20 protein-coding genes and 2 tRNA genes are annotated in these 17171 nt (G+C 60.8%); 9 read left to right on the top strand and 13 right to left on the bottom strand.

The annotated features are described in order from the left end of the window. Positions 1-5: 5 nt before the first annotated feature. Positions 6-518 carry a hypothetical protein gene (locus INT40_RS12630; RefSeq protein WP_193072111.1) on the bottom strand — a complete coding sequence of 171 codons (513 nt, stop codon included), beginning with the start codon at positions 516-518 and terminating at the stop codon, positions 6-8. A gap of 230 nt (positions 519-748) precedes the next feature. Here INT40_RS12630 and INT40_RS12625 point away from each other — a divergent pair, with 230 nt between their 5' ends. Further along, the gene (locus INT40_RS12625) at positions 749-1240 is read left to right on the top strand and encodes a DUF3145 domain-containing protein (protein WP_101574659.1); all 492 of its coding nucleotides are present in this window, start codon (positions 749-751) and stop codon (positions 1238-1240) included. Between the two features lie 265 nt (positions 1241-1505). Here INT40_RS12625 and INT40_RS12620 read toward each other — a convergent pair whose 3' ends face one another. The 7 genes from INT40_RS12620 to INT40_RS12590 form a co-directional block, all read right to left on the bottom strand. Beyond that, entirely contained in the window at positions 1506-2750 is a 1245-nt protein-coding gene (locus INT40_RS12620; protein ID WP_101574637.1) for a beta-ketoacyl-[acyl-carrier-protein] synthase family protein, read from the bottom strand. A 66-nt stretch (positions 2751-2816) separates the two neighbouring features. Beyond that, entirely contained in the window at positions 2817-3068 is a 252-nt protein-coding gene (locus INT40_RS12615) for an acyl carrier protein (RefSeq protein WP_009882400.1), read from the bottom strand. Between the two features lie 118 nt (positions 3069-3186). Next, the gene (locus tag INT40_RS12610; protein WP_101574638.1) at positions 3187-4188 is read right to left on the bottom strand and encodes a beta-ketoacyl-ACP synthase III; all 1002 of its coding nucleotides are present in this window, start codon (positions 4186-4188) and stop codon (positions 3187-3189) included. 19 nt (positions 4189-4207) lie between these two features. Further along, positions 4208-5113, bottom strand: a complete 906-nt coding sequence (locus INT40_RS12605) for an ACP S-malonyltransferase (protein WP_193072113.1) — start codon at positions 5111-5113, stop codon at positions 4208-4210. 55 nt (positions 5114-5168) lie between these two features. Next, positions 5169-6368 (bottom strand): PucR family transcriptional regulator, encoded by a 1200-nt coding sequence (locus INT40_RS12600; RefSeq protein WP_101574640.1) that lies wholly within the window; start codon positions 6366-6368, stop codon positions 5169-5171. A gap of 146 nt (positions 6369-6514) precedes the next feature. Next, the gene (aceE, locus tag INT40_RS12595; RefSeq protein ID WP_193072115.1) at positions 6515-9277 is read right to left on the bottom strand and encodes a pyruvate dehydrogenase (acetyl-transferring), homodimeric type; all 2763 of its coding nucleotides are present in this window, start codon (positions 9275-9277) and stop codon (positions 6515-6517) included. Between the two features lie 111 nt (positions 9278-9388). Then, on the bottom strand, positions 9389-9541 hold the full coding sequence (locus tag INT40_RS12590) for a hypothetical protein (protein WP_193072117.1): 153 nt from the start codon (positions 9539-9541) through the stop codon (positions 9389-9391). Here INT40_RS12590 and INT40_RS12585 point away from each other — a divergent pair. Genes INT40_RS12585 through INT40_RS12575 form a run of 3 tightly spaced genes read left to right on the top strand, consistent with a single transcriptional unit; the run spans position 9540 to position 10893 of the window. Next, positions 9540-9983: a DUF3052 domain-containing protein gene (locus INT40_RS12585; RefSeq protein ID WP_226831263.1), complete on the top strand. Its 444-nt coding sequence runs from the start codon at positions 9540-9542 to the stop codon at positions 9981-9983. The genes INT40_RS12590 and INT40_RS12585 overlap by 2 nt on opposite strands. After that, positions 9980-10450: a peroxiredoxin gene (locus tag INT40_RS12580; RefSeq protein ID WP_193072119.1), complete on the top strand. Its 471-nt coding sequence runs from the start codon at positions 9980-9982 to the stop codon at positions 10448-10450. Before INT40_RS12585 ends, INT40_RS12580 begins: the two co-directional genes overlap by 4 nt. A 38-nt stretch (positions 10451-10488) precedes the next feature. After that, entirely contained in the window at positions 10489-10893 is a 405-nt protein-coding gene (locus INT40_RS12575) for an HIT family protein (RefSeq protein ID WP_101574643.1), read from the top strand. A gap of 41 nt (positions 10894-10934) precedes the next feature. Here the strand turns inward: INT40_RS12575 and INT40_RS12570 are convergent, their stop codons facing one another. Then, positions 10935-11705: a MerR family transcriptional regulator gene (locus tag INT40_RS12570; RefSeq protein WP_193096189.1), complete on the bottom strand. Its 771-nt coding sequence runs from the start codon at positions 11703-11705 to the stop codon at positions 10935-10937. A gap of 63 nt (positions 11706-11768) precedes the next feature. Continuing rightward, positions 11769-12938 carry a trans-sulfuration enzyme family protein gene (locus INT40_RS12565; RefSeq protein ID WP_193072123.1) on the bottom strand — a complete coding sequence of 390 codons (1170 nt, stop codon included), beginning with the start codon at positions 12936-12938 and terminating at the stop codon, positions 11769-11771. A gap of 109 nt (positions 12939-13047) precedes the next feature. Here INT40_RS12565 and INT40_RS12560 point away from each other — a divergent pair, with 109 nt between their 5' ends. Then, a complete protein-coding gene (locus tag INT40_RS12560; protein WP_101574646.1) occupies positions 13048-13524 on the top strand; it encodes an Lrp/AsnC family transcriptional regulator in 477 nt (158 codons plus the stop codon). A 46-nt stretch (positions 13525-13570) separates the two neighbouring features. Then, positions 13571-13999, top strand: coding sequence for a DUF1801 domain-containing protein (locus tag INT40_RS12555; protein WP_193072125.1), 429 nt, complete (start codon positions 13571-13573; stop codon positions 13997-13999). Between the two features lie 54 nt (positions 14000-14053). Here the strand turns inward: INT40_RS12555 and INT40_RS12550 are convergent, their stop codons facing one another. Continuing rightward, positions 14054-14653: a DUF2249 domain-containing protein gene (locus INT40_RS12550; protein ID WP_193072127.1), complete on the bottom strand. Its 600-nt coding sequence runs from the start codon at positions 14651-14653 to the stop codon at positions 14054-14056. 115 nt (positions 14654-14768) lie between these two features. Between INT40_RS12550 and INT40_RS12545 the strand changes: the two genes are divergently transcribed. Next, positions 14769-15110 carry a cupin domain-containing protein gene (locus tag INT40_RS12545; RefSeq protein WP_101575107.1) on the top strand — a complete coding sequence of 114 codons (342 nt, stop codon included), beginning with the start codon at positions 14769-14771 and terminating at the stop codon, positions 15108-15110. Positions 15111-15233: 123 nt separating this feature from the next. On the opposite strand, the gene INT40_RS12540 is transcribed toward INT40_RS12545, so the two are convergent. Beyond that, positions 15234-15310, bottom strand: a tRNA-Pro gene (locus tag INT40_RS12540). A gap of 82 nt (positions 15311-15392) precedes the next feature. Between INT40_RS12540 and INT40_RS12535 the strand changes: the two genes are divergently transcribed. After that, positions 15393-15884: a TetR family transcriptional regulator gene (locus INT40_RS12535; protein WP_101575086.1), complete on the top strand. Its 492-nt coding sequence runs from the start codon at positions 15393-15395 to the stop codon at positions 15882-15884. An 80-nt stretch (positions 15885-15964) separates the two neighbouring features. Then, a tRNA-Val gene (locus INT40_RS12530) sits at positions 15965-16038 on the top strand. Between the two features lie 220 nt (positions 16039-16258). On the opposite strand, the gene INT40_RS12525 is transcribed toward INT40_RS12530, so the two are convergent. Further along, positions 16259-16495: a hypothetical protein gene (locus INT40_RS12525; RefSeq protein ID WP_193096188.1), complete on the bottom strand. Its 237-nt coding sequence runs from the start codon at positions 16493-16495 to the stop codon at positions 16259-16261. Between the last annotated feature and the right edge of the window lie 676 nt (positions 16496-17171).

The following is a 17171-nucleotide window of genomic DNA, read 5'->3' as shown; positions in this document are numbered from 1 at the left end:
GGGCCTCAGTCACGCTCTTCTGCTTGAGGGCCTAGATTGTTCGGGGTGAAGACATCGCCGGACAGCGGCGCGAATGCCGTCCACTCGCCATTGGGGCCGGCTTCAGTCACCAACTGCGACGCCCCCTCATCCTCAGCTTCCAGCTCTGCAACGAGGGTGGAAAATGCGGCAGCGGCACTCTCGTTGTCTGCTGGTCTGCGGCTCTGAACGGTATACATCGGTGCGGCGTGTTCGTAGGAGGCGAATTCGACAATGTATTCCTCGCCGAGTTCGTTCGCCACCTGTCCGGCCAGTTCGATGCCTGTGTGCGTGAACACTCGAGCATGCTCCGCTGACTTCCAGTTGAAGTCGGCATCCAACGCTTGGTAGTACGACCGTTCCCACGCGTCCATCTGAGAAATCAGCTCCGCGGACAGACCGCTGTCTTCATAGTCGACGGGGAAGACGAGCCACAGGACAGTGTCTCCATAGTCCGGGAATATTCGCACTGTGGTCGTTTTGCAGTTCTTATCTGTCATAGCGCCATCGTAGAGCACAAGGTGACTGGTCCCCACCGACGCTCTGTGTGCGGGAAGCGGGCAGTCGGCGGACCCGCGCCCTTCGCGTCCTCGTGCAGAACTTCGCTACACGCGACGCCACCAGGTATTTCAATGCTTGGCGCGCAGGTAAATCTCGTCTATCATTGGCTCTAGCACCTCCTTTCGGATCGTAGGGGAAGACGTATCCGAGGTAGGAGGCACAAATGGATATGACACAGGGCGTACTATTCGTCCACTCAGCACCTCGCGCGCTATGCCCGCATATTGAATGGGCAGCGGGCGGGGCAATCGGTGCACAGGCACGCTTCGACTGGACACCCCAGCCGGCAGCACCAGGGCTTGTGCGTGCCGAAGTCTGCTGGCGTGCGCCAGCAGGGTCCGGGGCTCGCATCGCATCCGCACTTCGCGGATGGGACTCACTGCGCTATGAAGTGACCGAGGAGCCATCCGTCGGAGTCGACGGTGGCCGTTGGAGTCACACTCCAGATCTCGGCATCTATCATGCAGTCACAGACTCTGCAGGAAACATCCTGGTACCCGAAGACCGCATCCGCTCCGTCATGGAACGCGTCTCGGGTGATCCGATCAAACTCTCCACTGAGATGGCTCTGGCCCTGGGCGAAGCCTGGGACGAGGAACTCGACGCTTTCCGCCATGCAGGCGAGGGCGCTCCAGTGCGCTGGCTGACCAAGGTCGGCTGAAGCTCACACGGACTACCTGTGGCGTCGGTCCAAGGACGTCACCGAAGTCGTGGACACACGACTAAGGGCACACCTTCCTACCTCGGGTGTGCCCATAGTCGTGACCAAACGCATCAACTCGATAGCAACATAGGCAGCCTCGGCGCAGATGCGGCCCAACACAGATCGGGCCCCAGCAATCCAATGCTGGGGCCCGATCTGGTCCTCGTACTGAGTGAGGCTGGGACGGTGCAGCTGTACCAGTACTGCGTGAGAAACTAGTTCATCACACCGATTTGAAGGCGACGACCGCATTGTGGCCGCCGAAGCCGAACGAGTTCGAGATCGCTGCGATGTCTCCAGCAGGAAGCTCGGCTGGTGTATCGCGGACAATGTTGATGCCCACGACCTCTGGGTCGACTTCTTCGATATTGATCGTCGGGGGAGCCGTGCGGGTCTCCAACGCCTTGACGGTGAGGATCGACTCAACAGCACCGGTTCCACCCAGCAGGTGGCCGGTCATCGACTTGGTGGCACTGACCAGAGCATCTCCGACATGAGATCCCAGCAGCTGGCTGATTGCCAGGGATTCCGGGATGTCGCCGACCGGTGTCGAGGTCGCATGTGCATTGACGTGCTTGATATCTGCGGGGCTGAGCTCCGCATTGTCCAGCGCGCTCTGCATCGCACGCAGGGCGTACTGTCCGCCGGGCTCTCCACCGGTGATGTGGTAGGCATCGTTGGAGATGCCCCAGCTGCTCACCTCGGCGTAGATCGTCGCACCCCGGGCTTTGGCATGTTCCTCAGTCTCGAGGATGAGCGTGCCAGCACCCTCGCCCATGACGAACCCGTCACGACCGACGTCGTAGGGACGTGATGCGGTCTCTGGGGAGTCGGTGCGGCGTGAGAGAGCCTGCATCGAGTTGAACGAAGCGATCGTGATGGGGTGGATCGCAGCTTCTGAGCCGCCGGCGATGACGACATCGGCGTGACCGGAGGCCACAACGTCATAGGCGTGGCCCAGGCTCTCGGTTGACGACGCACAAGCCGAGACCATGGTCTGAACACCTGCACGGGCCTTGAACTCCATGCCAATGGCAGCTGCAGGCCCGTTGGGCATGAGCATCGGTACCGTGAGGGGCATGACCCGGCGCGGACCCTCTTCCTGGAGAGTGTCCCATGCATCGAGCAGAGTCCACACGCCGCCGATTCCGGTGGCCCAGGAGACTGCGGTGCGATCAGGATCGGTTTCCTCGAGTCCGGCATCGGCCATGGCCTCACGGGCTGAGATCAGAGCGAACTGGGAGGAGGGGTCGAGGCGCTTGGCCTGGACTCGTTTGAGATTCTCGGGCACGACCTGTGGGTCGACCTGTGCTGCGAAGTCCACGGCGAGGCCGTACTTCTCAGACCAATCATTGTCCATTGTGTGGACGCCGGACTTACCGGCCAGTATGGCTTGCCACGTGGCATCGGCCGTCGCGCCCAATGGGGTTACCGCACCAATCCCGGTGACGACAACTTTAGGTGTCATGGTACAAACCTCGTCGATAGAGTGGACACGGCCCGTCGGTGGACGGGCCGTGTTCGGCTGAGTTTCTCAGGCCTCTTGAGCCTTGTTGATGTAGTCAACAGCGTCCTGGACGGTGACGAGGTCCTTGACGTCGTCATCCGGAATCTTCACGCCGAACTTCTTCTCCGCGTTGACGACGATGGTCATCATCGAGATGGAGTCGATGTCGAGGTCATCGGTGAAGGACTTGTTGGCCTCGACTGCTTCCACAGCCAAACCGGTCTCTTCGTTGACGATCTCTGCCAGTCCTGCGAGGACTTCAGCTTCGGTGAATGCCATTACTTTCCTACTTTCTAGTATCAGTCGAGGGTTGTTCGACCGGTTGAGGAACTTTTCGACGAGTGTCCCGCCGAATATCTTAGGACATTCACGGAGAGTTTTCCGTGAATGAACCTGTTTAAGGGAGGCGGATCACTTGTGCGCCGAAGACCAAACCGGCTCCGAAGCCGATCTGCAGAGCCAATCCACCACTGAGTTCGGGCTGTTCACGCAGCAGACGTTCGGTAGCCAAGGGGATGGACGCCGACGAAGTGTTGCCGTTGTCGGCGATATCGCGAGCGATCACGACGTGCTCAGGAAGCTTGAGCTGTTTGGCGAGTTCGTCGATGATGCGCATGTTCGCCTGGTGGGGGATGAACGCAGCCAGGTCGGAGGCTTCGATGCCAGACTCGGCAAGTGCCTCCTTGGCCACCTCGGCGCCGTCCCAGACAGCCCAGCGGAAGACGGTCGGGCCATCCTGTCGCAGGGTGGGGAACGGGGTGTCGCGGTCGTCGCGGACGTCGTAAAGGGACTCGGTCATGCGGATCGTCGACCAGTTCTCGCCCTTCGAACCCCAGACGGTCTTCGAGATGCCCGGTTCGTCGGAGGCGGAGACGACGACAGCGCCGGCTCCGTCACCGAGGATGAAGGAGATCGAACGGTCTTCGGGGTCGATGACCTCGGAGAGCTTCTCAGCACCGATGACCAGAATGTTGTCCATCGCTCCTGAACGCACCAGTGCGTCGGCCTGTCCGATACCGTAGCAGTAGCCAGCACAGGCTGCGCTGATGTCCCAGGCTGGGATGTGACCGGTGCCCAGACGGTCGGTCAGTGCCGCGGCCGCCGAGGGAGTGAAGTATTCGAAGGTGACCGTGGCGATGATGATGCCGCCGATGTCCTCGGGTTTGAGGCCGGAGGACGCGATCGCCTCAAGCGCGGCCTCCTCGCACATGTCAAGGACGCCGACGTCCTTGCTGGCGCGACGGCGGGTGATGATGCCGGTGCGCTGGCGGATCCACTCATCGGAGGAGTTGATGGGGCCGGCGATGTCGTCGTTGCTGACGAGGTTCTCGGCACGGTAGGCGCCGATGCCTGTGATCTTGGAGAAGGTTCCGGGTTCTGCGGTCTTCAATGTTGGCATGATGGTCTTCCTTTGGTGATCAGGCGTGGGCCGCGGCGAACTCGCGTGCGCCGTCGAGGTCTGCAGCGGACTTGATGGCGAACGTCTCCACGCCCTTCATGGCGCGTCGAGCGATGCCGGTGAGGGTGCCGCCGGGGACGAGTTCGATCATCCCGGTGACTCCGGCGTTCAGCAGGGTCTCCTGGCACAGGTCCCAGCGGACCGGGTTCGTGACCTGCTTGACGAGACGGCCGACGTAGTCCTGTCCGTCCTCGACGACGGTGCCGTCAGAGTTGCTGAGGATGGAAGTGGAAGGATCCGCGATCTCCAGCGCCGAGGCGGTGGAGGCCAGTTCAGCGGTCGCGGGAGCCATGAACTCGGTGTGGAAGGCACCGGCAACAGGCAAGGCGATGACGCGGGCCTTCTCCGGAGGGTTCTCGGCCAGCTTGTCGAGGTTCTCCTTCGACCCTGCTGCCACGGTCTGCCCACCGCCGTTGACATTGGCCGGGCTGGCCCCGGCAGCTTCGATCGCAGCCAAAACGTCCTCGGGGTCGCCGCCGACAACGGCTGACATTCCCGTTGGTGTGTGGGCGGCGGCAGATGCCATCCCGGCACCGCGGACGGCGACGAATCGCATGGCGTCAGACGCTGTGAAGATCCCGGCGATCTGTGCGGCGGCGATTTCGCCGACCGAGTGACCGGCGACATATTCGGCTGTGGCGCCGAGTTCCGAGGCGCACGCGATCGCCGAGGCGACCAGCAGCGGCTGTGCCAGTGCGGTGTCTTTGATGGTCTCGTCACCGGATTCTGTTCCGTGCAGGCGCAGGTTGATCCCGGATGCGGCGGACAGTTCATCGATCTGTGCGGCGAAGGTCTCAAGTTCCAGGAAGGAACTCAGAAAGCCCGACTTCTGGGCACCTTGGCCCGGGCACGTGATAGCTAGCACTCAGTTCTCTTTTCGCTCGACTTCGCTGTTCAATCTAGTGGATGGATCTTTTGGATCAGTGTGTTTTGTCGCTGTTCGACAATAGCCCGGCATCTGACAGTCGCCCGTAGACCAATGCGATGTGGATGACGAAGGCGTCGCGGGAGACCGTGGGGTCCAGTGCGATTGCCGAGGTGATCTTTCGGAGCCGGTATCTCACGGTATTCGGATGGACGGACAGCGCCTTGGCTGTGGCCTCTAGGGATGATCCGAATTCGACGTAGGCGCTGACGGTTTTGAGCAGCTGTCCCGTGCCGGAGGTCAGTGGTTCGTAGTACCTGCTGATGAGTTCGCCCAGCGCGACGCTGTCTCCGGCCAGGGCCCGTTCGGGCAGGAGCTCTTCTGCCCGAACCGGGCGGGGTGAGTCGGGACGAGCCGTCGCGGCCTTGAGCGCCATGATCGCAGCCTTCGCCGAGGTGGCGGCCTCCGCCAGGGACGGAACGCTGGGTCCGACGATGACCTCGGAAGGTCCGAAGCACTCGGAGAGATCTTCCACGGCGGTATCGAGGTCCGTGGCACCGCCGAGGACGATGAGCAGACGGTTGTCGTGAATGCCGACGAGTGCGTCATCGGCCCATTTGCGAGCCTTGCGGCGAATGACGTCGAGGCCGCGCTTGGCCGACCTCTGCGGGGCTCGTCCCACGAGGACGCTGACGGGGCCCTCGGACTGCCAGCCGAAGGCAGCGGTGCGGCTGGCCAACTCATCCACGGAGTCACCGCGGACCAAGGCGTCGACGACCATCGCCTCTAAGCGAGCATCCCAGCTGCCTCTGGCCTCGGCCGCGCGGGCATAGACATCGGCGGCGGCGAAGGCGATCTCACGGGAGTAGACGAGAACGGCTTCCCTCAGCGCCGGCTGTTCGACCGGGCGGGCAATGTCGGGCACCCTCTCCTCAACGACTTCGACAACGATCTTGAGCAGCTGGAGGGTCTGCTGGAGGCTGATTGCGCGGATGAGGTCGCGCGGAGCGGACTTGAAGATCTCGCTGACGACGCGCAGATCGGTGTCGGGCTTGCGATACCAGTCGATGAACGACGTGATGCCCGACTGGGCCAACAGTCCGACCCAGGAGCGATCCGATGGGGACATGCTGCGATACCAAGGGAGCCGAGCTTCGAGTCGCTGCAGGGTCACTGTGGAGAGGACTCCCACTCCTGCGCGCAGACGACGGGCCGTCTCTGCACGGCGCCGGAGCGTCTCGGCGTCAGTTGTCATAGGCACCACTTTAAACGCTTTGTCACAATACGCTTGTGTGCGACACACAAGCGTTTGTCGGTTGAGACAAGTATGGCCGGAGTCTTGGCGACTCCGGCCATACTCAGTGCGGTGTCAATGCACCACCTGCACCTGGCTCGATGAGATCAGGCGCCGGCTCCCTCGGTTGAACCCGAGGTGCCAGCGGAGACGTCGTCGAGCTGGTACTTCTGCGCCGCCTCGGCGGCCTTGTCGATCGAGATCGCGCCGGTGTCGGCCAAAGAGATCAGGGCCTGTGTCACGACCGAAGGCCCGTCGACGTGGTAGTAACGGCGCGCCGCTGGACGGGTGTCCGAGATCGCGTAGCCGTCGGTACCCAGGGACGTGAAGTGGCCGGGCACGTATTGACGGATCTGATCCGGAACCGCGCGCATGTAGTCCGAAGTCGCCACAACAGGGCCCTCGGTCTCAGCCATCTTCTGTGTCACATACGGCACACGTGCCTCGACGTCGGGGTTGAGCAGTCGGTCGTCTTCGGCGTTGAGACCATCGCGACGCAGCTCTGTCCACGACGTCACTGACCATACGTCTGCCGAAACGCCCCAGTCCTCAGCCAACAGCTCCTGGGCCTCGAGGACCCAGGGGACGCTGACGCCTGAGCCCATGAGCTGGACCTTCGGGCCACCGTTATCGGGACCCTTCGACAGCAGGTACATGCCCTTGAGCACTCCATCGACGTCGAGATCCTCGGGTTCAGGAGGCTGGACCATCGGCTCGTTGTACAACGTCAGGTAGTACAGAACGTTGGGGTCACGCTCATCTTCAGGGTCGTACATGCGATGGATGCCATCACGCACGATCCGGGCGATCTCGTAGGAGTAGGCGGGATCGTAGGACACTATCGACGGGTAGGTCGAGGCCAGAAGGTGCGAATGACCGTCACCGTGCTGCAGCCCCTCGGCCACCAGCGTGGTCCGACCTGCCGTGGCGCCGAGAACGAAACCACGCGCCATCTGGTCCCCAGCGGCCCAGAAGAAGTCTCCGGTGCGCTGGAATCCGAACATCGAATAGAAGATGTAGAACGGAATCATCGGCTCGCCGTGCGTGGCATACGCGGTGCCGGCCGCAGTGAGTGCGGCAGTCGCGCCAGCCTCGTTGATGCCCACATGGAGCAGCTGGCCGTCGGTGGCTTCCTTATACGCAAGGAACAGGTCACGGTCGACCGAGATGTAGTTCTGTCCGTGCGGGTTGTAGATCTTCGCCGTCGGGAAGAACGAGTCCATACCGAAGGTACGGGCCTCATCGGGGATGATCGGGACAATGCGCTTGCCGAACTCCTTCTCCCGCATAAGGTCCTTGAGTACACGGACGAAGCCCATTGTGGTCGCGATCGTCTGCTTGCCCGAACCGCGCTTGCCGGCATCGAAGGCCTTGTCGGAAGGCAGTTTGAGATCGATATGGGTGCTGCGCCGTTCGGGGGAGTAGCCACCCAGGGCCGCACGACGCTCCTGCATGTACTTGAGCTCCGGAGCGTCCTGCCCGGGGTGGTAGTACGGAGGCAGCTTCGGGTTCTCCTCGAGATCCTTGTCCGAAATCGGGATCTGGAAGTGATCGCGAGCGAGCTTGAGATCGTCGACCGTGAGCTTCTTCATCTGGTGTGTGGCGTTGCGAGCTTCGAAATGAGGTCCCAGCGAGTAGCCCTTGACGGTCTTGACGAGGATGACGGTCGGCTGACCGGTGTGTTCGGCTGCGGCCTTGTATGCGGCGAAGACCTTGCGGTAGTCATGGCCGCCGCGCTTGAGGTTCCAGATCCGCTCATCGCTGTAGTCCTCGACCATGGCCTTGGTGCGAGGATCACGCCCGAAGAAGTTGTCGCGGACGAAACCGCCGGACTCGCCCTTGTACGTCTGGTAGTCACCATCAGGGGTGGCGTTCATGAGGTTGACCAGCGCACCGTCACGGTCCTTACCCAGGAGGGTGTCCCATTCGCGGCCCCAGACGACCTTGATGACGTTCCATCCGGCACCGCGGAAGTAGGCTTCGAGCTCCTGGATGATCTTGCCGTTGCCGCGGACCGGTCCGTCGAGACGCTGCAGGTTGCAGTTGATGACGAAGTTGAGGTTATCGAGCTCTTCGAAGGCGGCGACATGAAGCATCCCACGGCTCTCCGGCTCATCGAGCTCACCGTCACCGAGGAACGCCCAGGTCTGCTGCTGCGAGGTGTCCTTGATACCGCGGTTGTGCATGTACTTGTCGAACTGCGCCTGGGCGATCGCGTTCATCGGTCCCAGACCCATCGACACCGTCGGGTGCTCCCAGAAGTCAGGCAGCTGGTGAGGGTGCGGGTAGGAAGGCAGCCCGCTGGGCTTGCCGTCGACCTGGTGGGACTGCTGCTGACGGAACCCGTCGAGATCCTGTTCGCTCATCCGACCTTCGAGGTAGGCACGAGCGTACATTCCGGGCGAGGCATGTCCCTGGTAGAAGATGTGGTCGCCGCCGCCGGGATGGTCCTTGCCGCGGAAGAAGTGGTTGAGTCCGACTTCGTAGAGTGTGGCCGACGACGCGTAGGTCGAGATGTGTCCGCCGACCTCTACTCCGGGCCGCTGAGCGCGGTGGACGAGCATCGCTGCGTTCCAACGGTTCCAGCGCCTGTAGCGGCGCTCAACTTCTTCGTCGCCGGGGAACCACGGTTCGTTCTCGGGTCCGATGGTATTCACATAGTCGGTGGCTGTCAGGCTGGGCACGCCGATCTGCTTCTCTCGCGAACGCTGGAGCATCCGCAGCATGACGTAACGTGCACGTGATCGTCCGCCCTCGTCGATGAGGCCGTCCAGCGATGCCAGCCACTCCTCAGTCTCTTCGGGATCGATGTCGGGCACCTGGCTGGGCAGCCCGTTGAGTATCGGTCCGCCCTGTTTCCGATTGTCCACGGTGTGGTCCTCTCTTCCGCTCCACGATCTTCGTTGGTGTCGAGATCTGGGTGATCGAGTGGAATGGAGAATCAAATCATGATTGAGCCCAGGGTCCACCAGATACTCCCATCAGCCTAGTCCTCCGGCGCGAACTTCGCTGGAGAGAAATGTTGTGATCTCGGTGACGAGTTCATGGTCTTCGATGCGCTTTGACGTGGATTGCGTCGCCTTGGCGCGCCGCCATTTGCGCCTTGAGCCCAGTTGACGGAACAATGAGGGCATGAGTAACTCCTCTTCTGAAAGGACATCTTCCACGTCGACCCTCCCGAACGAGCTGGGCCAGAACCTTGGTTTGGCTGCGGGAGACTATGTGCAAGAAATCGGCTACGACGATGACGTCGACTTGGACCTGTGCCAGGCGATCGAAAACATCATCGGTGACAAGATCGCAGACGGCGACGAAGACGGTGTCTTCGACGTCATTCTGATGTGGTGGCGCTCCGACGACGACGACCTCATTGATGGCCTCGTCGACGCGCAGGCCACATTGAAGGAAGGCGGAGCCGTCTGGCTACTGTCACCCAAGGCAAGTCGCCCCGGCCACATCAGCCCGGCCGACATCTCTGAGGCAGCTCCCACAGCTGGCATGCACGTGACCTCCACAGTCAGCGCTGCCGAATACTGGGCAGGCTTCCGTTTGGTAGGCAAAAAGAACTTCTCATGATCCTTCGGCCCGGAGCTCGGGCCCCTGATTTCTGCGTACCCGATCAGTTCGGGTCCACGCTCCACCTCGCCGAGGCGCTCCGTCAGTCGGCTGTCATCCTCGTCTTCTTTCCGTTCGCTTTCTCACCCGTCTGCGGTGATGAGGTCAGAGCCCTTGAAGACGTGAGGCAGTCGCTGGCGACCGAGTCTGCACCGGTCGAGATCATCGCCATGTCCGTCGACTCCAAGTACACGCTCGCCGCGTGGTCACAGGCTCGTGAGATCGGCATTGATCTCGGTTCGGACTTCTGGCCCCACGGCGAGGTGGCTCGGTCCTATGGAGTCTTCGACGCTGATCATGGTGTCGCCGAACGCGGCGTCTTCGTCATCTCCCAAACGGGTACGATCGTGAGCAGTCGTCAGGTTGCACGAACCGAAACGCGTGACTTCACAGCTGACGTTGCTCAAGCACGAGCACTCAGCCGTTGAGTCGATGCGATCATCGGATCATCAAGGAGGAATGAACTATGGCCACCATCTTCACCAAGATCATCAACGGGGAGATTCCGGGCACTTTCGTCTACCAAGACGATGTGTGCGTGGCTTTCCTCGACGTCGCACCGATGACCGAGGGCCACACCATGGTCGTCCCCCGGGAAGAGATCTCACACTGGATCGACGCAGACCAGGACCTGCTCGATCACCTGATGGCGGTGGCGAGGCAGATCGGACGTGCCCAGAAGGAGGCCCTCGACTGTGAGCGCATCGGCCTGCTCGTCGTCGGATATGAGGTCCCACATCTGCACATCCACGTCCTGCCGACGAACTCCATGGACGATTTCGATATCTCCGATCGTGCGCCTATGCAGACCCCTGAGCAGCTGGCAGGGCCCGCCGAGAAGATTCGGCGAGCCCTGGAGCGGCAGTCCTGATCAGTCGCTTCGATATCAGCGGTTTCGATATCCGCAGCTGATCACTGCGGTTGACCTGCGTTCATGTTGAGGTAGTTCTCGAGTGAGTCTCGGACCAACTCGGCGCCTTCGACCCCGCCGTAGTTGGCTGCGAAACGAGGATCGCTGACATACATATCGGCCAGGCCGCGGACATATCCGTCGAGGTTCCCCGACGGATCTTCGGCAGGAGTCCCGGGTACGGCTCTGAGCCACTCGACATGACGTCGAGCCAGGTCCTGGCAACGATCTGTTCCCGGGTCGGCCCCTGCCTCGGCGGCGTTGGTCCAGTCTTGGTTGAGTTCCTCGACCATGGCTTTCCACGACTGCTTATCCATGCTGGGAAGGGATTCCCACCATAGCGCTGATGTCTCATACGCCTCTCTGCCCCAGCGCTGCGTCACTTCTTCTTTGTGTCTGCGATGGTCGAATCCGTCAAACATTTCCTCTGCCATGAGAGGTTCACCTGCTTCCAATCGTGCGATGGTCGCGGTGACGGCGGCGATCTGCCTCTCGATCCGTGCACGCTCGCGTCCGAGGCTGTGCACATGGTCGCCCAATGCCGCTATCGGGTCGGCGGTGGCTTCGAGCGCCTCCGCGATCCGATTCAATGGCATCCCCAGCTCCTTGAGCAGGAGGATGCGCTGCAGGCGCACCAACCCTGTCTCGTCGTAGTAGCGATATCCGTTGTGGGCAGTGTACGTCGGTGGCAGTAAGCCGATTGCGTCATAGTGACGCAGCGTTCGGCTCGTTGTCCCCGTCATCCGTGCTGTTTCCTGTATGGACCAGTCCATGACGATCAGCTTAGAAGTTGACGTCGCGTCAATGTCAACGCAGCAGTGGAATCAGGCTGCGGCTCAGCTCGCGTCGAGGGCGGCGAGGAGATCATCTGCCAGGTCATCGACGTGTTCGAGTCCGACAGAGAGCCGGATCAGACCGTCGCCGGGCTTGGCCGTGGCCGCGACCGGCCGGTGGGTCAGCGACGCCGGATGCTGGATGAGTGTGTCGGCACCGCCCAGTGACACCGCGTGGACGACGAGGCTGCAGTGTTCGACGAAGCTGCGTGCGGCATCGAAGCCGCCGGCGAGTTCCATTGCGATCATGGCTCCACCACCGGACATCTGACGTCCAAGCAGCCCACGCGGATCCTGGCCTTCCAGGCCCGGGTAGTGGACTGCCGCGATGGCAGGGTGGCCGGCCAGACGCTGCGCGAGGTCACCGGCGGTCGTCTGTGCCGCTCGCATGCGCACGGCCAGGGTGCGCAGTCCCCTGTGGAGAAGGTAGGCACCCATGGGGTGGAGGAGTGCCCCAGTGATCGCGCGGACCTGTCGCAGGCGCATCGCCCAGTCGGAGTTGGTGGCGATGATTCCGCCCATGGCATCGCCATGACCGCCCAGGTATTTGGTGGCACTGTGCAGAACCAGGACCGCACCGTGGGAGATGGGCTGCTGGAGCACGGGAGTGCAGAAGGTGTTGTCCACCAGCACCGGGACGTTACCGGCGGCTGCGACGACACCATCAAGATCAACGAGATCGAGGCTGGGGTTGGCTGGGGTCTCGACGATGACGAGTCCTGTGTCGTCTTGGATCGCCGAGGCGATGTCGGCTTCCTTTGCCCACGTGACGGTCGTGCCCAGCAGTCCCGATTCGAGGAGATGGTCACTTCCGCCGTAAAGGGGACGCACTGCAACGATGTGGGGTGTTCCTGCGCTGACTGCTGCCAGGAGGGCCGCGGTCATTGCGGCCATGCCGGTGGCGAATGCGACCGCTTCGTCGGCGCGTTCGAGTTCGGCCAGGGCGGTCTCGAAGCGTGCGACGCCGGGCTGCCACAGGCGCTGGTAGACGGCCGAGTCGCCGTCCTTGAGCCGATGACCGGTGGCCAACCATTCGTAGGAGTCACCGCCGGTGGCGACATCGTTGACGGGGTTGGTGGTCGAGAGGTCGATGGCCGGAACGTGGACTCCTGCCTCGGTGAGGCCGTCCATTCCGCCGTGGACCATGAGCGTTTCTGGGTGCAGTGAGGTCATGACAGCATTCAAGTCACTTCTGCTATGAACTGCAATCCTCGGTCCAGGATCTGTGATTTTTGGTTACACAATGAAAGTTTCTTGAATCTGCTATGCCAGAATGTGAGTCATGTCGCAGAAAGTGGAACTCGATGATGTTGACCGCCAGCTGCTCAAAGCTCTCAGTGATGATGCCAGAGCATCCGGCACCGCTTTGGCTGCGGCTGTGGGCATCTCGGAGTCGACGGTGTCCCTTCGCCTCAAGCGCCTCAAGACCTTGGGCGTGATCCGAGGCTTTCGCGTCGACATTGATGCCGCAGCCATAGGTGTTCCACTCCAAGCTTTGATCTCAATCCGTCTGGCCAAGCATGACCGTGCGGAGATCGACGCCTTCACAGCCGCAGCACCTCAGTTCCCGGGGGTTGTAAGGATGTATCACATGGCAGGAGCCGATGATTATCTGCTCCACATCGTCGCCACAGACACCGAGGCGGTCCAATCCTTCGTCCTCGACTATCTCACCCGCTACCCGGCCGTCGCCCATACCCGAACCAACCTCATCTACAAGGTTCAAGACGGCACTGCATGGATCCCAGACGGTGCCTGAACATCGCTGCGGTGCCGGAACACTGCTGAGAGTCCATACTTAAGCCATGACGACACAGAAGACACAGCCCACCGATGCCGACGTCGGGGAATTCCTGCAGGCCGCAGTTCCGAACAAGAGACGTGAGGACGGGATCAGGCTCGAAGAGCTCTTCAGTGAGGTCACCGGCACCCAGCCGGTGATGTGGGGTCCATCGATCGTGGGTTATGGACAGTACCAATACGTCTCACCGTCGAATCCGCGCAATCGTGGTGTGTGGCCCAAGACCGGGTTCTCACCACGTAAGGCTCAGCTGTCGTTGTACGGGCTCAAGGACACGTCGGCTGAGGCTGCCTTGCTGCCGGGCCTCGGCACATACACAGAGGGCGCCGGGTGTGTGTATGTCCGTAAGTTAGAAGACATTGACGAGGCGGTCCTGCGCAGGCTCATCACCATTGCGTTTGACCGCCCAGACGATCCCGAACCCGTAGCCTGACTGCAGTCTTCATTGCAGATCTGACCGAACCGTCTGGCCTCTTCTCCGATGGGATCAGTGTCGACTGGTGATCGTCAGTCCCTGTTTGCGCTGGTGGACTGAGAAGTAACGCAGGCCCAGAGCGTCGTCGGCGAGGAATCGGCGACGAGAACGGCGTGGCAGCCAGACGATCTGGCCGGGGGTCAGCGGAATTGTGGTCAGTTCCGTCTCCAAGGTTCCGGCGCCGTCGAGGATATGGATGAGGACGTCGAGTCCCGGCCCGACGTGTTCCTTGATCTCACCGCCTGGAGACAGGGCGATGATGTTTGCATCGAGATCACGTTGCTGAGGCTGAAGCTGCCACACTGACCCGGAGGTCTCAGCCGCCCCGCCGAGTTCACCTACATCAGCGAGGACGCGGGGGAGTGGTGTTCCTGCTCGCTTGCTGATGAGAACCCGAAATTCCTGGTCATCCGATGCCTGCGGTTCCCAGGCCAGCGCCTCAGCGTACTCGGCCTCCATCTCGATTTTGAGGTTCTTGGGTTCATGATCGTTGATGAGGATCAGTCCGGAACCGACATCGAGTTTCTGATAGGCGGCCATGACGAACGGGTGCCGTTCAGGTTTTGGTACCGTGCGCACGTCGATGATTTCGGGCGCGGTCTCATCTGTCATGGGAACCTCCACTGTTGGTCTGAAACTGATCAACTTCAAGTTAGCATCAGGGTGACGGCGGGAATGAAATATGGTTTCACGCCCTCGTGAACTCGACATTAGGACAGGAGATACGATGACGGACAATTCCCAGACTCAAAACCTTGGTGAGCTGACGAGCGAACTTCTGGAAAAGGCGCGTGGTACAAACAGCGGGCGGGCTGCCCACGGTGTCTACAGCGGGCGTTATCTCAAACAAGCGCTGCTGACCTTGACGGCAGGGACCAAGATGGCCGAACACGATTCTCCGCCGGAGGCGACGCTGCAGGTGCTGCAGGGACGTGTGGCATTGTCCTCAGCCGAGGAGTCGTGGGAGCTCAGCGCCGGTGATCTCATGACGATACCTCCGGAGAGGCACTCCGTGCAGGCGCACGAGGATTCCGCCTTCCTGCTGACCATTCGAACCGATGTGAGCTGAGCGCTCAGGCGTCCAGCAGTGATGTTTTGCTCTGGGCCTGACCTGGGGTGACCCAGCCTGGCGGCACGGGAGACAAGAAAAATGTGCCGCGACATCGAGTGAACGATGTCGCGACACATTACATGGTCGGGATAGCGGGATTCGAACCCACGACCTCCTCGTCCCGAACGAGGCGCGCTACCAAGCTGCGCTATATCCCGTGACCAGGAACTACTATAGCGATGGTGACCCGTTCTGAAAAATCGGCACGGTCGACCATCCGCAAATGGAAGGAACACCTCGTTGGCACTGACTGCCGGGAGCATCACGACAACCGCCCTCGACATCCTTTCGCGCTACGGACTGGGTGATCTGTCGATGCGCAGGCTCGCTCGTGAGCTCGAGGTCCAGCCTTCCGCACTGTATTGGCACGTCAAAGACAAGCAGGAGCTCTTCGTCCTCATCGCCACACGGATGAATGCTGAGGTCGATGCGCGATGCCCATCGACTTCTGACCCGCTTGTGACTGCGATGGCGCTGCGGGACATCCTCCTGACCTATCGTGACGGTGCTGAGATTATGCTCCTCGGATTCTCGATCGCCCCCGCCGCAGTGACTCCAAGCGCATTGAGTGCTGAAGCCTTAGGCACGACCGTCTCCCATGGAGTGATGGCACATGCCCTCGGTGCCGTGGCGATCGAACAGAATCGCAGACTCTTCGGTATTGAAGATGCGGATGCAGGTGAGAATTTCGCCAATATCGTGGCGCGCCTGCTGAAGACAGAGAGCGACTGAACACGGAATTCGTCTGCCCGCATGGCCTTATGGCATACTGGTCAAGCACGTTCGGGAGCTATTGCTCCTGACCTGCTGTGGGGCCTATAGCTCAGTTGGCTAGAGCATCTCGCTTACACCGAGAGGGTCGGGGGTTCAAGTCCCTCTGGGCCCACAGTTTAACATTCGATAAGTTGCCTGGTCAGAGTCTTACTGAGTCAAAGTTTAACCGTTGAAATGGTCACTTGCCCACATTTCTTTCTGAACCGTTGTGATCTATGAACATCCAACGCGTCTGAAACTGGTCCAAATCGGGGCCGAATCGGTCGGGACTGATACAGGGTTTGGTGACATCTAAACTGGCTCGTTTGGATACAGCTCGGGAACGACAGACATCAAGCCACAACCTTATCCACAAGTTTGGCGATGCCGTCGTCCGCGGGGACTGGTGAGAGGGGCTGCGTGGTGCGAAGGAACCGTTCGATAGCCGCGGTTGATTCGTTCGCGACCCTGTGGCTTTGATGGGCAGCTTTGTCGGCCTGGATCAATGCTGTGATTATTTGTAATTGAAGGTCCGCGATCGCGATGTCGTCGCGACTTATCCACTCGCCGAGGCGGAGTGCGGCGCGCACAATGTTATGCGACGTCGTAAGTGCGTACCCCTATTTGGAAAGCAAGTCGATGAGTTTTCTCAGCAGTGGGTTCAATGGGCCACCACCGCGGCGAGGACGTAACCGCAGCCTCGTCTACCAGTCGTCGGTGGGACCTGTGTCTGCTTGTCGGTTCATGGCTAGAGCCTTTCTCCTAAGATCGGGAAAAAGCATGTCAGTCTTTGGTTATGCCGACCTTTGAATTATCCGTGACGCTGTGACAGGAGACAGCGCCCGGGAGTTCGGCATAAGCCAACATCAGCATATGCTCTGAATTCGGTTTATAAGGCTCAGCTGATCTCTCGGAAGGGGTGGTCGGAGCTGATTGAAGTGATGACTGAGAACTCGAAGTGAGTGGCTTGGTACATCTAGGAACTGCTGGGTTCAGCTTTTAATTATCGTCGGTTGATAGAGGTTCGATCTGTATGGATCAGGCAGGGTGACACCGAGACAGTGGCCGCACAGAATACCAAAAACAGCCACTACGAAACCCGGATCTTGACACCAAGCGCGGAGGGAGCCATAGACCGGTCTTTTACTGAGGACTCCAGGTCCGGGTAATCGGAAGGCCTTACCAGCTCCTTCCAGTTCCCATTAGGTAACTGAGTATTTTGAGGTTTGAAGGCCACTCGATATTGCCTCAGGGGACCACCGGTAT

The organism is Brevibacterium sp. FME17 (genome assembly GCF_014897515.1).
Taxonomy (GTDB): domain Bacteria; phylum Actinomycetota; class Actinomycetes; order Actinomycetales; family Brevibacteriaceae; genus Brevibacterium.
This window is presented reverse-complemented; position numbering and strand designations above follow the sequence as displayed.